Origin of the sequence: Psychrobacter immobilis (assembly GCF_904846225.1) — a bacterium.
GTDB classification, from domain to species: Bacteria; Pseudomonadota; Gammaproteobacteria; order Pseudomonadales; family Moraxellaceae; genus Psychrobacter; species Psychrobacter immobilis_F.
Genome location: NZ_CAJGZJ010000002.1, coordinates 132,922 through 158,042, shown reverse-complemented (window position 1 = coordinate 158,042; position 25,121 = coordinate 132,922). Strand labels below are relative to the sequence as shown.

Genomic DNA, 25,121 nt, shown 5'->3' with positions numbered 1-25,121 from the left:
AAAACCGCTTCTTATAAAGGAGCGGTTTTTATTTTGGTAAAACGATATGTGATGAGCTGGATTTTATAGATATGATTGATTCAATTTAAAAGCAGATACCAGCAGAATACTTTTTTGCGTAATCCTTGTATAGTCGATTCACTGTAAAACAAGCACAATGCTACTGGGATAGGTTTTGCGCCGCCTCTGTCTGCGCAGGCACAGCAAGCAAGTAAAATTTATACCAGTAGCGTGTGGTAATATTTATACTCAATAATATTTGACCTTACTTTATTTAGAATTGACTATATTTTGCATTCATTATTTATTTATAAATAGTAGGATCTTTTAAAGCAGTAGCATCTCCAGAGGAGTTCTCTAATGGCGTATTAAAGAAAGTCTGCGTGACGTTTTGTTTGGCTTGCTGCCAATAGTCAAACTGCTGGCAAGTAGACTCAAGATCGCCTTGCCAAATAGGAATATCGCCACACATCGTTTTAATACGTTTTTGATTGGGATAAGGCAAATCCTGTGCCGCCTCTGCCGCTTCATGAGCCGAAACTCGATCATTACAGACCAGCGCAATATCACAACCAGCTTTAATAGCAGCTTTCACGCGAGCGCTGATATCGCCTGCCGCTTCTGCTCCTGCCATCGATAAGTCATCAGAGAAGAGGACGCCATCAAACTTAAGCTGATCACGAATGATATCTTTTAGCCAAATTTTGGAGAACCCTGCTGGCTTGTTATCTACTTGCGAAAAAATCACGTGCGCGGGCATGAGGGCATCTAACCATGGTAGTGTTTGTGCAAATGGCTGCATGTCGCTATTGATGATTTCATCTAAGCTGCGTGTATCGATGGCTTCTGACACATGTGAATCAGGCGCGATAGCTCCGTGACCAGGGAAGTGTTTGCCAGTGGTCGCCATGCCAGCCGCTTTCATACCGCGCATAAACTGGGTTGCTAAAGCGGTGATAGTTTGCGTCTCATGATGAAAGCTGCGATCACCGATGACTTGGCTGATGCCGTCTCTATCGAGCACGGGCGCAAAGCTCAAATCAATACCCACCGCCAGTACTTCTGCTGCCATCAGATAACCACAGTCATAAGCACAATTGAGCGCACGGTTTGGTTCTTGGTTGAATAAATCACCGAGCCGGCCCATCGCAGGTAACGGCGTAAAGCCTTTGCGTAGTCGTGCGACGCGGCCACCTTCTTGATCGACTCCGATTAATATATCAGGATTGTGGTAGCGTATCTCATCACACAATGCTCGTACTTGCGCGGCATCGGCGACGTTACGTGCAAACAATATCACGCCACCAATTTGTGCTTGTTTGATTAAGCCAATATCTTCAGCCGTCAGTGTGGTACTGTCGATATCAATCATTAAAACGCCGTACATAGGATAATCCTTGTGATGTGATACATTGTCATATTATGGAAATACTGAGTTATAAGAATACTTATTTATAGGTATACTTAGTTATAGAAATACTAAGTTATAGAGGTGCTTAAAAATAGAAGATAATAAATGACATCGCTGACCTATTATCAAAACAGCCTTATTATGACAGGTATTGTTAATGGCGTATAATGTGGCAGATTAATGGGTGCAAATCAATTCGCGGCGATGCATTAAAACATCAACAATCGATTCCGATAGCTGGGTGCAATAAATATAATAGAAAGTTTGGTATGTGCAGGCGTTGGGTGTAAGATTGTTTATACAGTTTGAGACAGTTCACTGTTTATACCCATGATAATATCGATTGATTTTTAGCGATATACTAGCAGTCAACGACAAGATTTAGAGGCTGTAATTAATTAAATATTTAAATAAATATTTAGTAGATAATGATCAATAACAAAGTGCTCGAATAATAGAAAAAATAAGATTTATCGGCAAAAACTGACTCAATAATTTTTAATTCTGATAACACAAATAATATTATTAACTTCAATATAACTAGGTATATATGATGAAAAAACAACCAGCACAGTGGTTACTCAGTGCAGCGTCAGTGGGCATCGCCGGTATTATTCTCACCCAAAGCTATGGCACCGCCGTAGCCGAAACCAATACCGAAGGCTTTGTACAGACACCTGAACAAAAAGTCACCACGCGTCAAGTAGCAGCCTTGCTGGATCGTAGCCACTATCTCAATCAACCGTTAGACAGTAAAACGGGTGGCGAGATTCTGTCTATGTATATTGATAGCCTTGATCCAAACCATACCTTATTTTTGCAGTCTGATGTCGATGAGTTTAAGAAAAAATACGCTGATGAATTCGGTGCTCGATTGAAGCGTGGTGACTTGTCTGCAGGGGTAGACGTTTTTGAGCGTTATCGCAAACGTTCAAATGAGTACTTTATTATGGCGAGTAAAATGCTAAAAACGAAGCTCGATTTGACCAGTAAAGATACCATCGTGCTCGACCGTGAAAAACTCAGCCATTTTAAAACCCAAAAAGAGCAGCGTGATTATTGGGCACGTCAGCTGAAATTTCAGTTGATGAGTATTACCTTGGGTCAAGAAGACGAGAAAGCCAAAGAAAAAGTATTTTTAAGCAACCCAGACATCACTCGTGGGCAGGATTTGGTTCGTAATGATCAGCGCACGCCAAGTCAGATTTTACAAAATCGTTTATCACGGCAGCAAGAGCAGTTTAAGCGTCTCACCAATGATGAGATCATGGAAACTATCTTAAATACGGCGATGCTGACTTATGATCCGCACAGTAATTATTACGCGCCAGTGCAAGCCAATGAGTTACAAATCCAGTCCAGCTTACAATTAGAAGGCATTGGCGTTTCTATTCGTCCTGATCGTAAAAATCCAGATTATACCCGAATCGTTACCTTAGTGGATGGTGGTCCAGCTGCGAAATCTGGGCAGATTAAGCCCAATGATTTGATTATTGGTATCGCAAAAGATGGTGAAAACATGACCGATGTGGTCGGTTGGTCAACGCGTGAGATTGTCAGTTTGATTCGCGGTAAACGCGGCACATCGGTGACGATTAAAGTGCGTCAGCCTAATGCACCGGACGCCAGCGCCCGTAACGTGACAGTGGTGCGTGATATTATTCAACAAGAAGAGTCGGGTGTCACCCATCGCGTCGTAGAAATACAGCGACCCAATATTGATAAAACACCAAAACGTATTGGTGTTCTTGAAATACCAAGCTTTTATTTGAACTACCGTGCACGCCGCAATGGAGAAGATTATCGCAGCGTGAGCATCGATACCGAAAAAGCGTTAAAAGAATTGAATAAAGAAAATATCGATGGTTTAGTGGTTGATCTACGTAATAATCCTGGTGGCTCGCTAGATGAAGTTGCCAAAATGCTCGGATTCTTCATTAAGAGTGGACCAATGGTACAAATCCGTGACAATCGCGGTAATATCCAAGTCTACCGTGATGACGATGGCGGTGAGCAACTTTATAGTGGCAAATTATCGGTCATCACCAACTTAGCCTCTGCCTCAGCGAGTGAGATATTTGCAGCCGCTATCCAAGATTATGGACGTGGAGTAGTGGTGGGTAGTACGACAACTGGTAAAGGTTCTGCACAGATTCAGCTGGATAATTTGGCTTTGGGTTCTGCCACATTGACTCAGCGTAAATTCTACCGTATCACTGGTGGTAGTACGCAGAATAAAGGGGTCGTACCTGATGTAGAATTGGTTAATATCTATGATGACGCAACCTTTGGTGAGCGCGCGCAGAAAAATGCCTTACCGTGGGACACTATCAAAACCGCACCCTATAAGCCTGAAGGGAAGTTTAGTGCCAATACGCTAGCGACACTTAATCAGCAGTCCAAAATTCGTCAAGAGCAAAATCCACAGTTTACTTATTTATCAGCGCTAAATGATATTCGTGATATGGATGATGAGAAAAAAGCTATCCCTCTCGATATCAATAGTCGTCGTGCCAAGATGCAATTGATTGAAAAGCGTTCATTGGAAGCTGAAAACAGACGTCTCATCGCCACTGGTGAGAGCCCATATTCGAACTGGAATACTTATCAAGCCGCGATGGATGCAAAGTTTGAAGAGCGTAGTCGCATGAAAGCTGCTGAGCGTACAGAGTTACCTGAAGACGAAGCTTTCATCAATGAAGCAGCTTACATCATGCTTAGCGCTGAGCCTGAGGTTTTGCTCAGTCCAAAAGAAAAGCTCTAAAAAATGAACGCTGTAAATCAAAAAATATATTTTGTAAAGTGCGTGTAAGCATATGCTTACATCAATTGACGCTTAAACCTCTTACTAACTAAGCGTCAATCTGCGATTATAAATGCACGGCACGATTGAACGAAAAGGTTCATGATACTAGGGATTGGTATCTTAAAGGTCGCATCAGGGATAGATGGTTTACGAAATTAAGGATAATAAGGCTGGATGCCTGTCAGTTATAAGATATCTCGGGATTAGGTATCATATAACGTTAACATGGATGGTTGGTAATAAAAGCCGCATAACGCTTGTCGTTGTGCGGCTTTGTTACGTCTATAGAAGCGTTATTGATAGCAGCAGTGCGTGATGTATCGACATTACTTTTCACTGACTATAGCAGCGTGATCGATAGAAATTGCACATCGTAATTTTTTAAAGAATTTATAAATGATAATCACAAAAAAAGGTCAGTAGACAAAGCCACTGACCTTTTTAGTTTAAACGATACGCTCAATCATCAACGTATCGTCTAAACCTTTCTCATTGAGCTCTAAAAGAGATTAGTGCTCAACGCCACCAGCACCATGTACGTGGCCATGGTTGAGTTCGTCTTCAGTGGCTGCACGTACTTCTTGAATCTCAACATCAAATGTTAGACGCTTACCAGCTAATGGATGGTTTGCATCAACAATCACTTCATCATCATTTACATCAGTAACAGTAACCAGCATTACTTGGCCGCCAGCTTCTGACTGAAATTGCATACCAGGCTGGATATCATCAACACCTTGGAAGTTATCACGTGGCACATGTTGTACCGCTTGCTCTTGGTATTCGCCGTAACCGTCAGCAGGCTCTACAACTGCGTTGACTTTTTCGCCAGCAGATTTGCCTTCTAACTGTTGCTCTAGGCCTGGAATGATATTGCTATGGCCATGCAAATAAGCAAGTGGTTGACCTTCTGGTGATTGGTCAAGAATGTTGCCTTCGTCGTCTTTTAGTGTGTAATTGAATGTGACGGCTGTGTCTTTTGCGATAGTAGTCATAAGTTATCCTAAATATATCTATGTAAAAAATTAAATACGTTGCAATAAACCTAAAAAATCCAATTGGCAAGCCAAATAGGCGCGTCATTAGTCAATTATCATCAGTTTATTAAAGTAACTTTAGCAGTTAGCGTCTTTAATTGAGATGGGTTATATAACTTTCAAGGTGAAAACAATAAAAAATGCCATTTAATACTAATAAATGGCATATTTTATAAAAAAAACGCTGTTTTCTGTGTTTTAGTAGTGACTATTACGTATTCACGGTTTGTCCGTTGCGTTTTTGCGCCAAGACTTTTACCATAACAATAAAACAAGGATAAAAAAACATGAATTCAACTGCCAATACTTCTCATACTCAGTCAACCGATACTAGTACACTGAATACTCATACCAAAATAAAAGCTGATATTAGCTATCGATTCGATTTCGCGCGTTTTTTTGAGCATTTGGTTGATGTATCAATTAACTTTACGGCAACGACTGACACGCCCCAGCTTTGGCTGCCAGCGTGGATTCCCGGCAGTTATTTGATGCGTGAGTTTGCTCGAAACATTACGGCGGTGCAATATCGTATCATTGATGATGAAAAACAGTCTGAGACTTATCGAGCACAAAAAACAGATAAGAACACTTGGCAGCTTCCCAACGCCAAAGTAGGGCAGACGATCCTCGTGGATTATGAAGTCTACTGTTATGATTTATCTGTGCGAACGGCTTATGTCGATCAGCAGCGTTTGTATGGTAACTTTACTTCCTTGGCATTGGCAATTGACGGTCAAGAACTCATGCCAGTAAAGGCAAGTTTAATCGTCCCCGCTGCGTTCTTGGCAGACAAAGAGGGCAGTCGTGTGATGCTGGCGTGTGGTCTGCCGTATACTCATTTGCGCCTTGATGAGCAGCCCAGTGATGCTCAATACGACGAGGATCAACACGATAATATTAAACGCGGCAATGCCCAACGCGACAATGTTAAGCACGACAATGTTAAACACAGTTATACGTTACAAGCAGATAGCTATCACGAGCTTATTGACTATCCTTTTGAAATCGCAGAACAAGATACGTTTGATTTTATTATCCAAGACAATGCGCATCAAACGTTATCTCACAGGTTTTATCTGTCAGGGAAGCACAGCGCCAATATGGGCAGGCTACAGCAAGATGTGACCCAGATTTGCCAGACTTATCTAGATTGGCTGGGTGATGCGTCCTTTAACGATTATACTTTTATGACGTTCGCCAGTGGTCAAGATTATGGCGGTCTTGAACACATCAATTCGACCAGCCTCATTACGCCGCGCCGCGATTTACCGAGTATCCATGAACCAAAAGTACCAAGCACCGATTATCAGCGCTTTTTGGGCTTATGTAGCCATGAGTATTTTCACTCATGGTGGGTCAAAACTGTACGTCCAGATGTCATGTTAAAAGTGGATTTGCGCCGTGAAGCTTATACGCCATTGCTCTGGGTGTTTGAAGGTTTTACCTCTTATATCGATGACTTTATGTTGCAAGCGTCCAGCGTGATTGATAAACCAAGCTATCTCAAATTACTGGCCGAACAAATCAACCGCTATTATCAAACTCCAGGCCGCGCACACCAAAGCATCGCCGAGTCGAGTTTTGATGCGTGGATCAAGCTGTACCGCAGTGATGAAAATACAGGCAATGCTGGTATCAGCTACTATAACAAAGGGGCGCTGGTGGCGTTATGTTTGGATCTAACGTTGCTACAAAAGAGTGCGGGTCGCTATCGCTTATTTGATGTGGTCAAAGCTTTTTATGCGCAAGCCAAGCAAAACGATAACAAACGTATTGGTATCAGTAGTGCCGATATGGGCGTCGTCATTGGGCAGTTTATGCCAATAGCGGATTGGGAAGATTTTGAGCAGCGTTATGTCAATGGCGTTGAGGAGCTACCTCTTGAATCCATGCTAAGAGCCAATGGTATCAAGATTCGTACCAACACCAAAGAGACGGCTGATAAGCATGTGCCTTGGGGCATGCGCTGTACGGACACGCCTGCTGGACTCAAGATTAGTCGCGTACAACGTAATAGTGCGGCTGCTAAAGCTGGACTCTCAGCGAATGATATCATTATCGCGATTGACGGTATCAAAGCGGACAATAAACAGCTGGCGTCACTGAGTACCGCAGAGCGCGATGTTGAGTGTTATGTTTTTCGCCGTGATGAGTTGATGCGTGTCAATGTACAGCCGCAGACTATGTTGAATATCGATCAGCAAGACAGTGATATTAATAATCTTACTAAGGAAGGCTTTCCGCATAAAGTAAGTCTGCATTTGCTAGAAGGGGATAGCTTCTCAGAAAATCACGAGGATGGTCTACAAGCAAAAGCGAGCTGGCAACCATGGCTTGATGCCATGAATCGCTATCAGGTTTAAGTACATTGATTTCCGTGACTCTTAATTACGCTCATTAAACATAAAAACCCCTGCTAAAAATAATAATTAGCAGGGGTTTTCTGTCATTAGCTTCGAGATTTTTGATATTTTATAGAGAAGTTAAAATAAATGAGCGTTTAGGTCACAGGCGGCTTAATGTTATTCTCATCTTCTGTTTCACTAAGCTCATCGTTAATATTTTCATTCTTTTCAAAGTTTGCAATCCAATCTTGCATCACTGTAATCTCGGCTTGCTGGGTATCGATGATATCTTGAGCCAATTGCCGCATCTCTTCATTGGTACCATATTTTAGCTGGATTTTTGCCATCTCTACTGCGCCAATATGATGGGGTAGCATACCGCGGGCAAACGCCATGTCAGGCACCGGATCGGCGATACCCAATACCATTTCGCCATTTAAGACGTCCATGCTCCTAGCATAGGCCTGCTGCATCGTCTCAGTATTTGGCTTAGGTTTGGACGCATCAGGATGGCTGGCGAGCCATTTATTTACAATATCGACTTCAGCCTGCTGGGCATCGATAATGTCTTGGGCAAGCTGACGCATGGTATCATCCGTACCATATTTCAGTTGAATTTTTGCCATGTCTATCGCGCCGTGATGGTGACCAAGCATCGCTTTAGCAAAAGCAGTATCAGGGTCGTTATAACTCATACCAACCATCATCTCATCATGCATTTTTGTCATCGACCTCGTATAGTCTCTGAGTATGTCGGTCATTTGTGTGTCATTCACGTCGTCTTCATTTTCTATAAGCCCATCATCTTCGATGTTGTTTTGAGTGTCAGCTATGTCCGTGACTGGTGGCGTGATGTCATTTTCAGATGCTGCTTCACTGTTGTTTTTTGTCGGCTGACAAGCACTCAGTATAAGCGCCGCAGAAATACTGGTAACCAACAAAACAACACGACGAGGAGCAATCATGACATATCCCTATTATAAAAATTAAATGATAATTGGCTGAAATTTACTACACATAACCAATTAAGTGCTAAATCTTAGCAGATAAACCTTACTCATTCGAGACGCAGTGTTTGAAAATTCGTAAAGGGGGCGCATTCTATCTTTTAATGCTTGATGGCTTTAAAGAATACCATCGTTGCCATCTAGAATATCACGCATTCGTATTCCTTCTAATCGAAAGGTCGCATAACTCATAATCCTTCACATACAACCAGCTCCATTTAGTCCAGCTGTGATTGATTCAAAATCTTCTTCTACAGATGACTAATATGATCGTATTTCTTGCTCATCGACTGGCGTTAACAAATCCACAGATGCGCCACTCTCGACACAGCCAATTAGCAAACAATGTAATTGCTCGACTAGACCTGAGGTTGTACTTATTTCATTTACTTCCATAAAACGCTTCTTATCATTTAACGTTTTACTATATAAAATCCTATAATGCGCCCATCAATCATAATATCCCTATTACAGGTTATTTGAATTGAGTGATTTACTTTTGTTTTTGACGGTTAATCCATTCTTGTGACGCGTCGCCCATGGTCAAACCCGTTGCAGTTTTCATCCAATGCATAAAGTCACGGTCAAACTTACACGGTGCACCAAACTTAGATTCAAAATATCGACGAACATTCTGGGTTGTTTTATAGCTATCTGTGATCAATGTCTTGTCATCAATATGATTTTTATGCCAATCAACCTTTTCCATAATATTGGAACCTCAGTGTTGAAACCTTTTTATATATAATGCTTTAACCATCAATTTAGCGAACCAGCTACTGAGTAATTCCTAACTGCTGATAATGTTCCTTGTTTAAATGAACGCGCACAAACTCACCAACAGCCAAGTCACCCAATTCGAACCCTGCAACCGACCAGCGAATCAAGCGTAAGCAAGGCAATCCAACATGAGCGGTCATACGTCTCACTTGGCGGTTTTTACCTTCGTAAATCGTCAGCAGCAACCATGACGTTGGTACATTTTTACGCTCACGAATAGGTGGCTCACGTTGCCATAAATCAACGGGTAAATCAACTTCTTCTACCATCAGTGCCGTCGCTGGCAGTGTTTTGCCATCCTTTAGTTGAACGCCTGAGGCCAGCTCATTTAACTGTGCTGTGGTTGCTGTTCCTTCAACTTGCACCAAGTAAGTTTTGCCTTGTTTACGTCCAGCATTGGCTTTTGGTGGATGAGTAATGGCTTTATTGACACGTCCGTCACTCGTTAAAATCAGTAAGCCTTCCGAGGTCGCATCAAGCCTGCCCACCACTCGCAAGGATTTATCCGTAAAATAGTGTGATAGGGTGGTGTGATCATTGTTGTCGTCATTACGGAACTGACTTTGTACCCCATAAGGTTTATTAAATAAAATGAGACTAGAGGTCGACATAAAATAATATTTCCTACATTCAAATCGGTGATGAATCATTGCAGTATATAGTCAACTTACTTTAAAAGCGATATAGCGCGGCTGAGTAGCGTTTTCACCGTATTTTAATGATAAAGCTATTTTTCAATAGTTTTTTATCGCCCAAAAAAACACCCCGAAGATCTAAGACCTGCGGGGTGTTTTACTTACTTTGACTTAAGCCGGCGTAAAGCCTTTGGATAAAATCTGCTTAAGCCAAGCTATCTTTAGCACATTATAAAGAAAGCGCTTACAAAGAAGCTAGGGCTTCGTTAAACAAAGTACTTGGGCGCATCACTTGTTCAGCCAGTTTTTCATCAGCCAAATAGTAGCCTCTGATGTCAACCGATTTGTTTTGAGCATCATTCAACTCTTTGATAATAGCGGCCTCATTGCTTTCAAGATTTTGCGCCAGCGCTGAGAACTTCTCTTTTAGATCGGCGTCTTGATCTTGTGCAGCCAGCTCTTCTGCCCAGTACATAGCCAGATAGAAATGACTACCACGGTTATCTAACTCACCCGTTTTGCGTGACGGTGATTTGTCATTTAACAGCAGTTTTTCTGTGGCCTTATCAAGCGTGTCCGCCAATATTTGCGCTTTAGTATTATTGTCGTTTTTGGCCAAATGCTCCAAAGACACCGTTAAGGCTAAAAACTCACCCAATGAATCCCAGCGTAAATGGTTCTCTTCGACCAGCTGCTGAACATGCTTTGGTGCAGAACCACCAGCGCCTGTTTCAAACAAACCGCCGCCTTTCATCAGTGGAACAACTGATAGCATTTTAGCACTCGTTCCTAACTCTAGAATTGGGAACAAGTCAGTCAGATAGTCTCTTAAGATGTTACCTGTCGCAGAAATCGTATCCAGACCACGAGCGACACGCTCTAAGGTATAACGCATGGCACGAACCTGTGACATGATTTCGATATGCAGACCTTCGGTATCATACTCTTTTAAGTACATTTTAACTTTTTTGATCAATTCGTTTTCGTGTGGTCTATATGGGTCTAACCAAAAGATGACAGGCGTATCTGAATCGCGTGCGCGGCTGACAGCAAGTTTTACCCAATCTTGGATAGGCTCATCTTTGACTTGACACATGCGCCAGATATCACCTTCTTCGATACGCTGTTCAAGCAATACTTCATCCGTATCAATATCGACAATACGAGCGATACCTGCTTCGCTAGATTCAAATGTCTTGTCATGCGAGCCGTACTCTTCTGCTTTTTGAGCCATTAGGCCAACGTTAGGAACCGTACCCATCGTGGTTGGATCAAAATTGCCATGCCATTTGCAGAAGTTAATCATTTCTTGATAAATACGAGCAAAGGTAGATTCTGGCATGACCGCTTTACAATCATACATTTTGCCATCAGCGCCCCACATTTTACCGCCTGCGCGAATCATTGCTGGCATAGATGCATCGACAATCACGTCACTGGGTGAATGAAAGTTGGTAATTCCTTTTGCTGAATCAACCATCGCAAGACGTGGGCGATGTTCTTGACAAGCATGCAAATCGCTTTCAATCTCTTCACGTTTGCTGGCTGGCAGCTCTGCAATTTTTTCGTACAAGCTTGCCATACCGTTATTGACGTTAACACCTAACTCATCAAACAACGCACCATGTTTTTTGAAGGCGTCTTTATAATAAATTCTAACCGCATGTCCAAACACGATAGGATGCGAAACTTTCATCATGGTGGCTTTGACGTGCAAGGAGAATAAAATACCGGCTTCGCGGCAATCTTCCATTTCTTTCTCATAAAATTCAAGCAGCGATTTTTTGCTCATGAACATAAGGTCGATTACTTCTTTGTCTAGCAAAGCGATTTTTGGTTTTAGTACCTTTGTCTCGCCAGCATCAGTCAACAGCTCCATACGCACGGTACGGGCTTTGTCTAAAGTCATAGACTGCTCGCCATCGTAAAAGTCACCATTGTGCATGTGCGATACATGTGTGCTTGACCACTGCTTCCATTCACCCATAGAGTGCGGATGTTTGCGCGCGTAGTTTTTTACCGCTTTTGGTGCACGGCGGTCTGAATTACCTTCACGCAAAACGGGATTGACAGAACTGCCTAGATTTTTACCATAGCGCTTACGAATGGCTTCTTCTTCATCCGTTTTGGGATCATCTGGAAAATCAGGGATGGCATAGCCTTTGCTTTGTAGCTCTTTGATCGCGGCTCTTAGCTGCTGTACAGAAGCACTGATATTAGGCAGTTTAATGATATTGGTGTTTGGATCTTGCGTTAGGCGACCCAGCTCAGCCAAATTGTCAGGAACGCGTTGATCTTCCTTTAAGTACTCAGGGAATTCAGCCAGTATTCGTGCGGCAACAGAGATATCGGTGGTTTCAACAGAAACACCCGCTGTTTGCGTAAAAGCCTTAACGATAGGCAAAAATGATAAAGTGGCTAGCGCTGGGGCTTCGTCCGTTTTTGTATAAATGATTTTTGACATTTTAGTAGTGTCTTCCTTTAGGCTGGAGTTAAAAATAAAGCTCAAATATGACGTTGAATATATTTAACTGGTACTATGCAATGTTGAACGATATGATCACGTTCATCATATCTGGCCGCTTAGAATCTTCTGAAATTACTTAATACGTCTCTTTTTTAATGGTCATTAACGGTGCTTTGAGACGGTATGCAATTACTGCTAAGTCGTTAATCCACTATAAGTTAACGGTGATGTCAATCTCGTATAGTGAACTAAGTATACTGTTTTCGCTCATATCCTATGTGTTTGAATTATATTAAGCTAATAACAACCTTATTCTACCAGCCATCGGCTGCAATATCACCTTTTCCATACAAGGTGTGTTTTTCTAATGCCAAAAAAACGCAGTATGACTAAGAAAAATTTTTTGAGATGTCGCGACTATATTGCATGCAGCCAGCAAGCGAGACTTATACCAGCATCGCGCTATTTCAAAGGTGTGCCATCCTATTTTAGACCGAGCATCCTGTCTTTGTATCAGTTTTTATAGCAAGTTTTCTTACACATTTGCATCATGCTAAAAAATAACCATTATAAAAAACTGCCTATAGTCCTATTGGTGGTTTTCATTAAATACGGCAATTTTTTGCAAATTGTGACAGCAAACTGGCCAAAATTTGCTAGGCTAGGTGATTAACCAATGGGTTATCAATAAATAGATAGTGGCCATGAGTATGAGTTTAGAGTACGCGTTAATTAATGACACCAGTTGGCAGACCCAAACGGACTGGCAAACACCTGATACGCCTTTTATGTCATTTGCCTTTTGGCAGGCGCTCATCGATACAGGTGCGATTGGCGAGCAGGCAGGTTGGTTGCCGATATTTATTTTGGTGCATCGCGTCGCGGACACCGATGACAAAGCAAAAGACGCAGCAGACGTATCGCAGCCCGTTGCTGTAATGCCAGTATTTATAAAAGGTCATCATCGTGGTGAGTTTGTGTTCGATCACGCATGGGCAGAAGCCTACGCGCGTTACGGCGTCGATTACTATCCTAGGCTGGTCACAAGCGCACCTTATACACCGATTACAGGTCAGCGCCTTTGGTTGGCAAAAGGTGAGACTTTAAATGAGGAAATTATAAAAGCAGCAATCGCGGGCGTGGATGATATCGCTCAGCAAGTGGGCGCTTCAAGCTGGCATGGATTGTTTGTCACGCCTGAGCTGGCCTCTATCGCGACTACCGCCATGCCGACTGATATTGACGTCGCGCTTGCGATAGCAGCCCAAGACAAGGGTCTAGAGACAGTAGCTATCGACATGCCGATACTGGAGCGGCAAGGGTGTCAGTTTTTGTGGCAAAACAAAGATTTACTCAGAGACAGCCAGCCTTTTATAGACTTTGAGGCGTTTTTGGCGACACTCAAAGCCAAAAAGCGCAAAACCATCCGTGCTGAGCGACGCAAGGTCGCCGAGCAAGGCATCACTTGTCAGCGCAAATGCGGCGACGAGATTAATGATGAGGACTGGAAAGCGTTTTATCACTGTTATGTTATGACGTATGCGGTGCGCGGTCAGCAGCCGTATTTAACCATCGACTTTTTTATGGCATTGGCACGCAGCTTGTCTGCAAATCTCATGCTGGCACAAGCGCTAGATGTAAATGGTGATATTATTGCCAGTAGTTTATTTTTATACGATGACCCGAATAGCGACAGTGTCAGTGATACGGCGACTTTATACGGTCGCTATTGGGGGGCGCTGGGTGAGTACGACAGCTTGCATTTTGAGTTGTGTTATTATCAAGGTCTTGAGTTTGCCATCGAGCAACGTTTGACGTATTTTGATCCGGGCACACAAGGAGAGCATAAGCTGGTTCGTGGTTTTATTCCAACGACGACGCACTCTCTTCACCGTATTTATGATTCGCGTTTTGTGCCAGCGATTAGTGATTTCTGTACCAAAGACCGATTGTATATGGCGCAGTATCGCCAGCAAGCTTTTGAAGCGTTACCATTTAACGCCGATAATATGCCTGAATTTGATAGTGATACCTAAGATAACCCATCATCCTTGTCTATCTACTATCCAAAAACTTACTATTAGCCGTTAACTATGTCCAGCAATTTTTTTTCTTCTAATCATCTTTTACCGCCCGCTGAGCTAATACCATGGCTTCATGCGAAAGGTTCTTTGACTGCCATGCTTGAGGTTAAAGCACAGCAGCCATTGCGCGTAGAACGTCGCTTTGAAGGGTATAGAGCGTTGTCCTTAGCACAAAAAAAACAACTGGGCGTGCAAGGTGCGATGCTTAACCGTCCCATGCTGGCGTGGGTACGTGAGGTGCAACTCTATGGCAATGACGCGCGACCGTGGGTGCAGGCGCAGAGTGTTTTTCCACTACCGAGCCTGACAGGTCGGGCGCGTCGTTTACAAAAGCTCAAGGGCACACCCATCGGTTATGTGCTGTTTAAACGCAGTCGTACGCTGCCCAATCAACGCTTTATTCAACATAGTCGCGCGGGCTGGCAACGGCAAACGCGTTATGATTGGTATGGCCGCAAATTACTGATCAGCGAAATATTTTTGCCTGCATTTCTGTCCAATCTCGCTTAATAAATATACGTTTGATAGACATTATTATGAAACAGTCGTTATAAAATAGTGTCAGTCCACTATAAAATGCGACAGCGTTAACCTCGTTTGAAATATTCGACTATAGATCTGCACTCGGTTCTTGTACCACTTTCAAATTGAATTGACTATAGATGGCATCACGCGCTAACAATGGGTAAACCATTTATTTTATTGGCTATTTATCTGCGTTATATGGCCATTTAATTTGCTTCGCTTAAGGGACGGCTTTTTTGCGCTCACCGCATAAATTTTCATGTTACACTTAATGTTTAGCGATGCTTTCGATGCAAGCACGGATCGAGTTTATTGCCGAATTGGATAAGCCACTGACAGACGCATTGCCCTCGCTTACTCCTATTAATTATTTGCTAATAAAGCCTGTCCATAATACTCCCAATACAAGCGAGCGGTACGCTGAGATGCAACAGTACTCAGCGCTATTTACGCAGTAGTGGTTTTATTGTGGGAAAGCTATCAGCTTTTTTTCAATGACAGTTTTTTCATCACGTTTTTTAACGACAGTCACTACTTAGGACATCACTATGTTTAAAGATATATCTATCAAAGAGTTTGATCCCGTACTTGCTGAAGCGATGGCCGCAGAAAGCGTTCGTCAAGAAAACCATATCGAATTGATTGCTTCTGAAAACTACTGCTCGCAAGCAGTCATGGAAGCACAAGGCACGGATCTCACCAATAAATATGCTGAAGGCTATCCTGGTAAGCGCTATTATGGTGGTTGTGAGCATGTTGATGTCGTTGAACAATTGGCCATTGACCGTGCAAAAGAATTGTTCGGTGCTGAGTACGTTAACGTCCAGCCGCATTCTGGTAGCCAAGCAAACTCTGCCGTCTTTTTAGCATTACTTGAAGCCAATGACACCGTACTTGGTATGAGTCTAGACGCGGGTGGTCACTTGACTCATGGCGCGCATATCAACTTTTCAGGCATCAACTACAACGCGGTACAGTATGGGCTGGTCGAAGAAACAGGTCATATCGATTATGACCAAGTAGACAGCCTGGCCCGCGAGCACAAGCCAAAAATGATCATCGCTGGCTTTTCAGCGTATTCGCAAGTGGTTGACTGGAAGCGTTTCCGTGACATCGCTGACGAAGTAGGTGCGTATTTACTCGTTGATATGGCACACGTGGCTGGTTTGGTTGCTGGTGGCGTATATCCAAGCCCAGTACCTTTCGCTGATGTGGTGACCACCACGACGCACAAAACCTTACGTGGCCCGCGCTCAGGTATGATTTTGGCACGTGATGAAGTGCTGGCCAAAAAGCTTAATTCTGCCGTATTCCCAGGCAACCAAGGTGGCCCGTTGATGCATGTCATCGCGGCAAAAGCGGTTTGCTTTAAAGAAGCGCTAGAAGACAACTTTAAAACGTATCAACAGCAAGTGGTCAAAAATGCCCAAGCAATGGCAAAGGTCATCCAAGATCGCGGTTATGAAATCATCTCTGGCGGCACTGAAAACCATCTCATGCTAATCAGCTTAGTTAAGCAAGAAATGACGGGTAAAGAAGCAGATAAATGGCTTGGCGATGCGCACATTACCGTCAATAAAAACGCCGTACCAAACGATCCAAAATCACCATTCGTGACGTCTGGCATTCGTATCGGTACGCCAGCGATTACTACTCGTGGCTTCAACGAAGCGCAAGCAGGTGATTTGGCCGGTTGGATCTGTGACGTGCTAGACAGTCGCGGTGATGAAGCGGTTGCCACTGAAGTACGTGGCAAAGTAGAAGCGATCTGCAAAGAATTGCCCGTTTACGAAAAAAACCAGTAAGCCAGTTGCTTTAATGGTAGCCAACGCTCTGTGAGGATTGGTTAACAAAAAAACCGCTTAGCGTTTGCTAGGCGGTTTTTATTTTTTAATAAAAGGATAACTTGATGACGCTACGAATCCATGCTTTGTACCATGTTGATTTTGAAGAACTTAGCTATATTAAACAATGGGCAGATAGGCAAGGTCACAGCATTATTGTCACTCATTTTTATAAAAATAACCCATTACCCGCTCAAGACAGTTTTGATTGGTTGATCATTATGGGTGGACCAATGAGCATTCACGATGAAGTAGATTTTCAGTGGCTAGCTGATGAAAAGGCTTTCATTCAGCAAAGTATCGAAGAAGGAAAAACGGTAGTTGGTGTTTGCTTAGGTGCACAGTTAATAGCAGATAGTTTGGGTGCAAACGTTGCGCCATCTGGTATAAAAGAGGTTGGCTGGCTGCCCATTCAATTGACCAAACAAGGGTTAAAGCATCCGCTGCTAAAAGAGCTACCAAAAGAGGAATTTACTGTATTTCATTGGCATGGCGATGGTTTTGAGTGTCCTGAAGGCGCTACGCCAATTGCAACGTCACAAGCTTGGGCCAATCAAGGTTTTATCTATCAAACGCCAAAACATAAAGCGTTAGGTACGTGGGTGCTTGGTTGGCAATGTCATTTTGAAGTCACCAAAAAGAGCATGGTAGATATGGTAGCGCATGGACAGACGTATATAAAAGAGGCAAGGCTTGAGCATCCTGACTCCGTTCAATCGGCTGATGAGATCGTAGAGTTAGGTGATAATTACATTGAAGATAACAACGCATGGCTTTCAACAATCCTAGATAACTTGGTGAAATCTGGTCAATAATCCGGAAGCAATAAAAAACCGCTTAGCTGTTGCTAGGCGGTTTTTTTTGGTCAGTTCATTTCTGCTTTGATGTAAAATCTCCGACCGTCTTTTTTAACAAGTATGACGCCTTTATTAAAAGGCTTTATAGCGTCTTGGTTCTGCGGAATAATGGCGATGTCATTATCGAGATATCCTAACTGCGCGTCTTGTTTCACACCAGTGATGTCTCCTTCAAAGTACCATAAGCTATCTTCTGAAAATTTCGTTTTGTTATCTACTATAGCTAGAGTATTACCTTGCTCGTCTTCTAATTTAAAGGTCGTAGAACCTTCTATATCTTCATCCAAAAAATTAATATACGTCAAATCTAAAAACTTAAGATCACTGAACTGTACTGGTACAATCTCTTTACCCAATTTATCTACCAAGCCTACCTGATCATTTTTGGTGACAAGAGCGATGTTATCGATAAAAGGCTCAACCTTATCGTATTTAAAGGGAATAACGGTTTTATTTTCAGTATCAATAAAGCCCCATAATCCGTCTTTTTTAGCGGGCGCCAAGCCCGCTTCAAACATACCAATATTATCGTATTCTAAAGGTATGACCACTTGGCCAAATTTATTGATTAGTCCCATCATATCTTCTATATCAACTGCCAATAAGCTTTTATCAAAATGCCAAGTATAGTCATATTGTAGAGGAATTACGATAGCGCCTGCCGTATCTATAAACCCTGATTTACCGTTTTTAGTGACAGGAGCTAGGCCTTCATTAAAGTCTAAAACTTTTTCATATTGCAGAGGGATAACGGCGTTACCTAGTTTGTCAATGAAACCATATTTATCGCCCTTTTTAACCCACGCTAGACCCTCAATAAACACACCAGCCTCATCGTATTGTGGTGGAGAGATGACGTTGCCTGACGCATCTAAAAAGCCAGATTTGCCTGCTTGAGAGATATGTATAATACCGTCGGCAGTGTGCGAGATATTGTCAAATTCTACAGCCACAATGACCTTTCCTGCACTATTAATAACGCCCTTTTTTTCTTCTCTAGTGACGATGACTAATCCCTGACTAAAGTCTTCAACAGAATCATATTTTGTGGGTATGATTTCGTAACCGGCCCTATTAATAAAACCGAATTTATAGTCTTTCTCAACGCGGGCTAGACCTTCATCGAAAAATTCAATAGCACTGTACTGTATAGGAGTAATCTTATTGCCACTTGAGTCAATAAGACTCCATTTGTCCTCTTTTTCTACCCGTGCGATACCCTGCTCAAAAGAGTAAGCGCTATCAAACTGCTTTGGAATGACAAAATCTCCTTTTTTATCAATAAATCCATAATTATTATCTGAGGAGGGACAGCGTTCAGTCATGGATACACTGGCTAATCCCTCACTAAAAGAGGTTGCATCGCCGTATTTTAAAGGGATAACCTCGTCGCCTTGTCGATTAATAAAGCCATATTTATCTTCATTTTCGACAAGAGCTAAGCCTTCAGAAAACTCATAGACACGTTCATATTGCATGGGAATAATAATTTTTCCTGTTTTATCAATAAATCCCCATTTGTCATCCTTTTCAACACCAGCCAAGCCTTCAGAAAAAGAACTAGCTTGGCTATATTGTAGTGAGATGACTTCCTCTCCAGTTTCATTGATAAATCCGTGCCTACCATTTCTCTCAACCATAGCTAAGCCTTCAGAAAAAGAATCAACATTTTCATATTGTAATAATGCGATAATTTTTCCGGTTTTATCAATAAAGCCCCATTTATGTAGCATAACTATATTTGCCAATGGGCGAGATGTCGCGACAGCCGCTAGACCTTCTTGGAAAGACTCAGCTTTATCATATTGCAGTGGTAAAACGATCTGTCCTGAGGCATTGATATAACCATATTTCTCGCCAGTATATGGGCTTTCAAAGGTGGTGCGCATTACTCTCGCTAATCCCTCATTCAAACAATCAATGCTATCGTAGTTTGCTACGGGTGGCTTTTTACATATCTCAGTCAATGAATCATCCGCCCAAGCATTTTGTGCAAATACAGTTATTGCTAGAGCGATGCTGATGCTCAGTTTTGATAAAATCGGATTAAAGAACATAAATATCCAAAATAGTCGTCATTAGTTTGATTTTATATAAACAAAGAAATCAAGTCCATACAAATATCTTTATCCATTGATTTACTTGGTTTATGCTAATAAATAGTAATTCACTGAGTGGGATAGAGGCAGGTAACCGCTTGGCTTGATAGTTAAGTGGCTTTTTATGCCAATTTTTACTGCAAACTAGCGCTTCTTTAACGCATAACAGTTTAAATTGTGCCAATCAAACCACTATAGGAAGTCTGAATAGAAAAAAGGCTGGACTACGATTACGTAGCCCAGCCTTTTTTATTGATTTTTCTTTATTATTTAACCAATCACATAAACGGCAACTTGGTAAATATCTGCAATACCGTCGCATTGACGATATCGACAAAGAAAGCACCAACCATCGGCACAATTAAGAACGCTTTAGGTGATGGCAGATAACGGTCCGTGACTGCCTGCATATTGGCAATCGCCGTTGGCGTCGCGCCCATACCAAAACCACAATGACCTGCTGACAGTACCGCTGCATCGTAGTTTTTGCCCATCACTTTAAAGGTGACAAAGTAAACATAGAGGATCATGACAAAGGTCTGTACCAGTAAAATAATCAGTACAGGGCCGGCCAAATCCGTCAATTCCCATAGCTTCAATGACAATAATGCCATCGCCAAAAACAGACTCAAAGAGGCATTACCAATCACATCAATAGCACGGTCAAACATATCAAAATTGAAAATAAGAGTCAGTGAATTGCGGATAATTACGCCAGCTGCCAGTGCCCAAACGAAGGTAGGCAATTCCAACCAAGTGCCTTCTGCAAGGATGGTCATACCATCTGCAAAAGCCAACGCGGCGGCGAATAATGCCAATGATTCGATAGTAGAAGAGGCAGTAATCAGACGAATGTTATCCGGTTTTTCAAACATTTCTCCATGTTCGTGCCCTGCATCTTCGTCATGTTTGGTGCTATATAATGACTGTTGATTGGCAAGTTTTTCAACGTCGCTTGGATTTGGATTGTCAGGTGTAGGTTTTAAACCAAGCTGTTGAATCAATTTACGAGCAACAGGCCCACCGATGATTCCCCCTGCGACCAAACCATAGGTTGCCACTGCGATACCAAGAGTCGTTGCGCCAACCACACCATACTCTTGCTCTAATACAGTGCCCCATGCGCCAGCGGTACCGTGTCCACCAGTCAGCGCGATAGAGCCTGTGACCAAGCCGAGCAGCGGATCCAGTCCCAATGCGCTTGCCATTCCTACCCCAACAGCGTCCTGCAATACAATAAATACGGACACCACAATGGTGAAAATTAACAAGGGTGTCCCGCCTGCTTTCAGCTTACCAAAATCAGCACTTAACCCAATGGAGGCAAAGAACATCAGCATGGTTGCTGTCTGCAATCCTTGGTGAAAGTTAAAAGTATAACCCCAAATTATGTTAAGCGAGTAAATGATAATGGCGGCAACCAAACCACCAGCCACGGGCTCTGGAATGTTAAAGTCTTCTAAGAACTTAATCTTTTTAACCAAAAAGCGCCCAAGTAACAGCACTAAGGTGGCTAATATCAGCGTGTAATAGCCGTTTAAGGTAATTTCCATATGTGAATCCTTCCTATACAAATGATTGAACCCAAATTCGGGATAAATATGGTTTTATCTCGAATTCAGGTTTATGTAATGATTAGCGGTAAAGCTATGTTTATAGGGTTAATAGTTTTCAAGTTAACCATGATTTATAAGGTTAAACATCATCCGCAGGCGGCATAATAACCCACAATTGCGGCTTGCCAAAATCTCTGTAGGCATCTTCAATAATGCGTTTAAAGACATCAAAATCTTCGGTATTTATCTCTTTTACTGCTGTTAAATTCAGCGTTAAATGAGTCACTGCGCTGTCCGTCAAGCAGTCCCATGCGCTGTCCCAGTTAGCTGAGAAGTAGCTGGGAAAATCACAGACGTTTGCTAAACTTTGCAATAATGTGGTTTTATTTAGTACGTCACCTACAGGTATGTTAACAGCCTGTGAAGGAATGTTAGCACTTTGAGCTGTACCGTTTTGGTTAATGTGATTTTGATCGATGTCGTGCGGCTCAAGATAATAGATGGCTTGGCTCATTTTATTTTACCTGCAATTGACTAAAGCTCTCGTAATGATCAACCGTCAGATAGTAGACAGTTGGGGGATTACCGCCAGTGACGATACGCCGCGCGCCGCGATGCGAAAGCCCCGGTGTCGGAACGGTATATTCGCGGTAGTAGCCTTGTGACTGCGCTGGTAGAGTGCCTTCACGATTATAAAATGTCGTGCCATCTTTATTAGGATAAGGATACGGCCCGCCTTGTTGAATCAAGGTGATGGTATCGTCTATTTGCCTATCACCCGTTATGCCAGCAGTAGCGGTTGGGCTTAAGTTATCAGATGATGATTGCGATAGCGTCGCTGATTCAGCACTACCAGCAAAAAAAGTGGACTTTAAATCCCCAAAGAAATAAACTGCGACAGCGATAATGGCAACGAGAATAAATAAGGTAGAGAAAGGACTTTTTTGGGATTGCCCGTCGCGGCGACTGTTTTGAGAATGTTGATGGCTTTGAGTGTTCTGAGAGTGGTGATTATGGCTAGTATTATCGGATGAACGTTTGGGCACATCTGTTGCAATGTCATCTTGTATACTGAGTGAAGAGGACGTCAATTCTGTGGCTCTTAACTGGTTTTCAGCGTTACGTTCGCTATTGAAGTAGACTTTTTGACCAACGGTAATAGGCTGTGACAAACGCACTTTACTCACATGAAAAAACACGTCTTCGCTTTGATTATCCACATTGATAAAGCCGTAACCTTTGTCTTGATTCCAATACTTAATTTCACCACTCTGCATGAGCCCACTTTCCTATAAAATTTTCTGTCATGATGCAAAATGATTTTGCGCAATATACGTATATTCAGCAGTATCGTAGCGGCGTTAAGGGTTTTTGACCATAGTATATGTACGGCTAATAAAAAACGTCAGCAATTGAGCTGACGTTTTTTTGTGGATTATACGTCAAGTTAGACGTTAGGTGATAGGTTGCTAGACAAAATTTAGCGGCAGTAAGTTAAGCGCGTGTCTCACCATGACCATAAACTATCCATTTTTGTGAGGTTAACCCTTCAAGTCCAACAGGGCCACGGGCATGTATTTTGTCAGTGGAGATACCAATTTCAGCACCAAGTCCATACTCAAAACCATCGGCAAAACGGCTAGAGGCGTTAATCATCACGCTTGCAGAATCTACTTCGCGAATGAAGCGTTGAGACTTGGTATAGTTGTCAGTAATGATGACATCGGTATGATGGCTACCGTGGGTATTGATATGTTCAATCGCCTCGTCAATACCTGACACCACTTTTACGGCTAAGATAGGCGCTAGATATTCGGTATCCCAATCCTCCGCAGTCGCGGCAGATAGATGACCTTTTAGCGTTGAGTTGTCATTTAGGATAGCTTGAGACTTGTCATCAAGGCGTAATTGCATCGCATCATCAGCGGCAATGATCGCTTCAGCAATCTTTGGTAATAGCTCGCCTGCGACTGATTCATCGACCAATAGCGTCTCCATGGTATTACAAGTGCCATAGCGATGGGTTTTTGCGTTAACACTTACTTTCACGGCAATTTCAGGATCAGCATCACTATCAATAAACGTATGACAATTGCCATCTAAATGCTTAATCACAGGGACACGGGCATCACGACTGATACGTGCGATGAGGCCTTTGCCGCCACGTGGTACGATGACATCAACATAGTCAGTCATGGTAATAAGCTCACCGACAGCGGCGCGATCGGTCGTTTGTAATACTTGTACGCTATGCTCAGACAGACCGACTTTCTGTAAACCTTCCAAGATACATTTGGCAATCGCTTGATTGGATTCAAACGCTTCAGAACCTCCACGTAATATAATCGCGTTGCCTGATTTTAGCGCCAATGAGGCGGCTTCTAACGTTACGTTAGGACGCGACTCATAAATCATGCCGACCACGCCGAGTGGTACGCGCATTTTGCCTAAGTGAATACCTGATGGCTGATAGGTCATATCAGTGACTTCACCGATAGGATCGGGCAGTGTTGATACGTCTTTTAGACCCTGTAACATACCGTCGAAGCGCGCGTCATTTAGTTCGAGACGATCAAGTAAGGCGGCGTCTAGATCGTTATTTTGACCATTATCCATATCGATTTTGTTGGCAGCCAAAATATCTTGCTTGGCATTTTTTAACACATCATAAATTGCCATTAACGCTGAATTTTTATCGCCAGTGTTGGCAGCTGCGAGGGCGCGTGAGGCGGCTCGTGCTTGTTTGCCGACAGATTGCATATATTCGGTAACGTCTGTGATATTAGATTGACTCATCAATTATTTTCCTTATGTAATAAATGTTTTAAACAGAAAAAGCGCCAAAAAAGGCGAAAATTTAGCAAAAAGAAGGTTTAAACACCAATACGGCATTATGCTATTTAACATAGAGGAGATTGGCATGATAGTAAAGATGGTTTTGTGAACAGCGCTCGTTTTAAAAGGCGTTTATCGGCTACTTTATACAGCCGTCATTTTGATTGTATCCTATGCTTCTCATAATGTAGCCGTCATTGACATAACAGACAAACGCTAAATTTGTCGTTACGTGCTTTAACAGAACTGCTTTGTAAATACTAAGGTAGCCATGATTATTCATGAGTATAGTAAATGCCAAGACTGTGAATGTTGAGATTTTGAATTCTAAGATTTTGAATGCTAAGACGATAAGTGAAAGCCTTTAATAGATAAATGACTACTCATAAAAAATATCAATTAAGTATGTTAAATAAGAATGGGAAATTGAAATGACTATGAAAAATAGCAACATCAAAAAAGACAGCGGTTATAAGCACTGGCTGACAGTTGGATTGGTCGCAGCAGCGTTGACGTTAAGTGCTTGCGGCAAAAAAGATGAGGCGCCGATGGAAACGGAATCGCCTGTTGATGCTCAGACGACAGTAGAAGATGAAGCCAGTGGTGTCGCGACAGCGGGTGATAGCAGTGTTGCGACGGCAGGTGACGATGTTGCTGTAGCCAGCGCTGACGACGGTGTGGCCGTTGATGCTAATGACGATGTAGCAGTGGCGACTGCCGATGATTCAGAAGTGTTAGACGGAACTGAAGATTCAGAGCATGTCTCAACATACTAATTCATTGTGATAACGGTTTTATTATGAGGATGGCCGTTTAATTAATGACTGTCT

20 protein-coding genes are annotated in these 25,121 nt (G+C 42.5%); 8 read left to right on the top strand and 12 right to left on the bottom strand.

What is annotated here, in order from left to right; genetic code table 11:
* Window positions 1–304: 304 nt before the first annotated feature.
* Window positions 305–1,387 carry a beta-N-acetylhexosaminidase gene (nagZ, locus tag JMX48_RS02315; protein WP_201533835.1) on the bottom strand — a complete coding sequence of 361 codons (1,083 nt, stop codon included), beginning with the start codon at window positions 1,385–1,387 and terminating at the stop codon, window positions 305–307.
* Window positions 1,388–1,964: 577 nt separating this feature from the next.
* Between nagZ and JMX48_RS02310 the strand changes: the two genes are divergently transcribed.
* Window positions 1,965–4,175 (top strand): carboxy terminal-processing peptidase, encoded by a 2,211-nt coding sequence (locus JMX48_RS02310; protein WP_201533832.1) that lies wholly within the window; start codon window positions 1,965–1,967, stop codon window positions 4,173–4,175.
* A gap of 551 nt (window positions 4,176–4,726) precedes the next feature.
* On the opposite strand, the gene JMX48_RS02305 is transcribed toward JMX48_RS02310, so the two are convergent.
* Window positions 4,727–5,212, bottom strand: a complete 486-nt coding sequence (locus JMX48_RS02305) for an FKBP-type peptidyl-prolyl cis-trans isomerase (RefSeq protein WP_201533829.1) — start codon at window positions 5,210–5,212, stop codon at window positions 4,727–4,729.
* Between the two features lie 329 nt (window positions 5,213–5,541).
* Between JMX48_RS02305 and JMX48_RS02300 the strand changes: the two genes are divergently transcribed.
* A complete protein-coding gene (locus JMX48_RS02300; RefSeq protein WP_201533827.1) occupies window positions 5,542–7,620 on the top strand; it encodes a M61 family metallopeptidase in 2,079 nt (692 codons plus the stop codon).
* A gap of 137 nt (window positions 7,621–7,757) precedes the next feature.
* Here JMX48_RS02300 and JMX48_RS02295 read toward each other — a convergent pair whose 3' ends face one another.
* From JMX48_RS02295 to JMX48_RS02280, 5 genes are all read right to left on the bottom strand, one after another.
* Window positions 7,758–8,567, bottom strand: a complete 810-nt coding sequence (locus JMX48_RS02295) for a DUF305 domain-containing protein (RefSeq protein WP_201533824.1) — start codon at window positions 8,565–8,567, stop codon at window positions 7,758–7,760.
* Window positions 8,568–8,870: 303 nt separating this feature from the next.
* Window positions 8,871–9,005 (bottom strand): hypothetical protein, encoded by a 135-nt coding sequence (locus JMX48_RS14160; RefSeq protein ID WP_265088759.1) that lies wholly within the window; start codon window positions 9,003–9,005, stop codon window positions 8,871–8,873.
* Between the two features lie 97 nt (window positions 9,006–9,102).
* Window positions 9,103–9,318 (bottom strand): DUF6434 domain-containing protein, encoded by a 216-nt coding sequence (locus tag JMX48_RS02290; RefSeq protein WP_201533821.1) that lies wholly within the window; start codon window positions 9,316–9,318, stop codon window positions 9,103–9,105.
* Window positions 9,319–9,385: 67 nt separating this feature from the next.
* Window positions 9,386–10,000 carry a pseudouridine synthase gene (locus JMX48_RS02285; protein ID WP_201533818.1) on the bottom strand — a complete coding sequence of 205 codons (615 nt, stop codon included), beginning with the start codon at window positions 9,998–10,000 and terminating at the stop codon, window positions 9,386–9,388.
* 268 nt (window positions 10,001–10,268) lie between these two features.
* Window positions 10,269–12,488 carry an NADP-dependent isocitrate dehydrogenase gene (locus JMX48_RS02280; protein ID WP_201533815.1) on the bottom strand — a complete coding sequence of 740 codons (2,220 nt, stop codon included), beginning with the start codon at window positions 12,486–12,488 and terminating at the stop codon, window positions 10,269–10,271.
* A 713-nt stretch (window positions 12,489–13,201) separates the two neighbouring features.
* Here JMX48_RS02280 and JMX48_RS02275 point away from each other — a divergent pair.
* From JMX48_RS02275 to JMX48_RS02255, 5 genes are all read left to right on the top strand, one after another.
* Window positions 13,202–14,527, top strand: coding sequence for a GNAT family N-acetyltransferase (locus JMX48_RS02275; protein WP_201534133.1), 1,326 nt, complete (start codon window positions 13,202–13,204; stop codon window positions 14,525–14,527).
* Window positions 14,528–14,584: 57 nt separating this feature from the next.
* The gene (locus JMX48_RS02270; protein WP_201533812.1) at window positions 14,585–15,085 is read left to right on the top strand and encodes a chorismate--pyruvate lyase family protein; all 501 of its coding nucleotides are present in this window, start codon (window positions 14,585–14,587) and stop codon (window positions 15,083–15,085) included.
* 305 nt (window positions 15,086–15,390) lie between these two features.
* Window positions 15,391–15,558: a hypothetical protein gene (locus tag JMX48_RS02265; protein ID WP_201533809.1), complete on the top strand. Its 168-nt coding sequence runs from the start codon at window positions 15,391–15,393 to the stop codon at window positions 15,556–15,558.
* 90 nt (window positions 15,559–15,648) lie between these two features.
* Entirely contained in the window at window positions 15,649–16,905 is a 1,257-nt protein-coding gene (gene glyA, locus JMX48_RS02260) for a serine hydroxymethyltransferase (RefSeq protein WP_201533807.1), read from the top strand.
* Window positions 16,906–17,009: 104 nt separating this feature from the next.
* Complete coding sequence (locus tag JMX48_RS02255) at window positions 17,010–17,759, top strand: type 1 glutamine amidotransferase (RefSeq protein ID WP_201533804.1); 750 nt, start codon at window positions 17,010–17,012, stop codon at window positions 17,757–17,759.
* Between the two features lie 50 nt (window positions 17,760–17,809).
* Here JMX48_RS02255 and JMX48_RS02250 read toward each other — a convergent pair whose 3' ends face one another.
* The 5 genes from JMX48_RS02250 to JMX48_RS02230 all read right to left on the bottom strand — a co-directional run bounded on the left by JMX48_RS02250 (window position 17,810) and on the right by JMX48_RS02230 (window position 24,252).
* On the bottom strand, window positions 17,810–19,858 hold the full coding sequence (locus JMX48_RS02250; RefSeq protein WP_201533802.1) for a WG repeat-containing protein: 2,049 nt from the start codon (window positions 19,856–19,858) through the stop codon (window positions 17,810–17,812).
* Window positions 19,859–20,178: 320 nt separating this feature from the next.
* Window positions 20,179–21,453 carry a sodium/glutamate symporter gene (gltS, locus tag JMX48_RS02245; protein WP_201533800.1) on the bottom strand — a complete coding sequence of 425 codons (1,275 nt, stop codon included), beginning with the start codon at window positions 21,451–21,453 and terminating at the stop codon, window positions 20,179–20,181.
* Window positions 21,454–21,595: 142 nt separating this feature from the next.
* Complete coding sequence (locus JMX48_RS02240; RefSeq protein WP_201533798.1) at window positions 21,596–21,970, bottom strand: barstar family protein; 375 nt, start codon at window positions 21,968–21,970, stop codon at window positions 21,596–21,598.
* 1 nt (window position 21,971) lies between these two features.
* The gene (locus JMX48_RS14155; protein WP_201533796.1) at window positions 21,972–22,733 is read right to left on the bottom strand and encodes a ribonuclease domain-containing protein; all 762 of its coding nucleotides are present in this window, start codon (window positions 22,731–22,733) and stop codon (window positions 21,972–21,974) included.
* A 217-nt stretch (window positions 22,734–22,950) separates the two neighbouring features.
* Window positions 22,951–24,252 (bottom strand): glutamate-5-semialdehyde dehydrogenase, encoded by a 1,302-nt coding sequence (locus JMX48_RS02230; RefSeq protein WP_201533795.1) that lies wholly within the window; start codon window positions 24,250–24,252, stop codon window positions 22,951–22,953.
* 470 nt (window positions 24,253–24,722) lie between these two features.
* On the opposite strand from JMX48_RS02230, the gene JMX48_RS02225 reads away from it, so the two are divergent.
* A complete protein-coding gene (locus tag JMX48_RS02225; protein ID WP_201533794.1) occupies window positions 24,723–25,067 on the top strand; it encodes a hypothetical protein in 345 nt (114 codons plus the stop codon).
* Window positions 25,068–25,121: the final 54 nt, after the last annotated feature.

Bases quoted from the DNA above. Each gene is read 5' to 3' on its own strand.
- nagZ (WP_201533835.1), bottom strand. From the start codon at position 1,387: ATGTACGGCGTTTTAATGATTGATATCGACAGTACCACACTGACGGCT.
- JMX48_RS02310 (WP_201533832.1), top strand. From the start codon at position 1,965: ATGAAAAAACAACCAGCACAGTGGTTACTCAGTGCAGCGTCAGTGGGC.
- JMX48_RS02305 (WP_201533829.1), bottom strand. From the start codon at position 5,212: ATGACTACTATCGCAAAAGACACAGCCGTCACATTCAATTACACACTA.
- JMX48_RS02300 (WP_201533827.1), top strand. From the start codon at position 5,542: ATGAATTCAACTGCCAATACTTCTCATACTCAGTCAACCGATACTAGT.
- JMX48_RS02295 (WP_201533824.1), bottom strand. From the start codon at position 8,567: ATGATTGCTCCTCGTCGTGTTGTTTTGTTGGTTACCAGTATTTCTGCG.
- JMX48_RS14160 (WP_265088759.1), bottom strand. From the start codon at position 9,005: ATGGAAGTAAATGAAATAAGTACAACCTCAGGTCTAGTCGAGCAATTA.
- JMX48_RS02290 (WP_201533821.1), bottom strand. From the start codon at position 9,318: ATGGAAAAGGTTGATTGGCATAAAAATCATATTGATGACAAGACATTG.
- JMX48_RS02285 (WP_201533818.1), bottom strand. From the start codon at position 10,000: ATGTCGACCTCTAGTCTCATTTTATTTAATAAACCTTATGGGGTACAA.
- JMX48_RS02280 (WP_201533815.1), bottom strand. From the start codon at position 12,488: ATGTCAAAAATCATTTATACAAAAACGGACGAAGCCCCAGCGCTAGCC.
- JMX48_RS02275 (WP_201534133.1), top strand. From the start codon at position 13,202: ATGAGTTTAGAGTACGCGTTAATTAATGACACCAGTTGGCAGACCCAA.
- JMX48_RS02270 (WP_201533812.1), top strand. From the start codon at position 14,585: ATGTCCAGCAATTTTTTTTCTTCTAATCATCTTTTACCGCCCGCTGAG.
- JMX48_RS02265 (WP_201533809.1), top strand. From the start codon at position 15,391: ATGCAAGCACGGATCGAGTTTATTGCCGAATTGGATAAGCCACTGACA.
- glyA (WP_201533807.1), top strand. From the start codon at position 15,649: ATGTTTAAAGATATATCTATCAAAGAGTTTGATCCCGTACTTGCTGAA.
- JMX48_RS02255 (WP_201533804.1), top strand. From the start codon at position 17,010: ATGACGCTACGAATCCATGCTTTGTACCATGTTGATTTTGAAGAACTT.
- JMX48_RS02250 (WP_201533802.1), bottom strand. From the start codon at position 19,858: ATGTTCTTTAATCCGATTTTATCAAAACTGAGCATCAGCATCGCTCTA.
- gltS (WP_201533800.1), bottom strand. From the start codon at position 21,453: ATGGAAATTACCTTAAACGGCTATTACACGCTGATATTAGCCACCTTA.
- JMX48_RS02240 (WP_201533798.1), bottom strand. From the start codon at position 21,970: ATGAGCCAAGCCATCTATTATCTTGAGCCGCACGACATCGATCAAAAT.
- JMX48_RS14155 (WP_201533796.1), bottom strand. From the start codon at position 22,733: ATGCAGAGTGGTGAAATTAAGTATTGGAATCAAGACAAAGGTTACGGC.
- JMX48_RS02230 (WP_201533795.1), bottom strand. From the start codon at position 24,252: ATGAGTCAATCTAATATCACAGACGTTACCGAATATATGCAATCTGTC.
- JMX48_RS02225 (WP_201533794.1), top strand. From the start codon at position 24,723: ATGACTATGAAAAATAGCAACATCAAAAAAGACAGCGGTTATAAGCAC.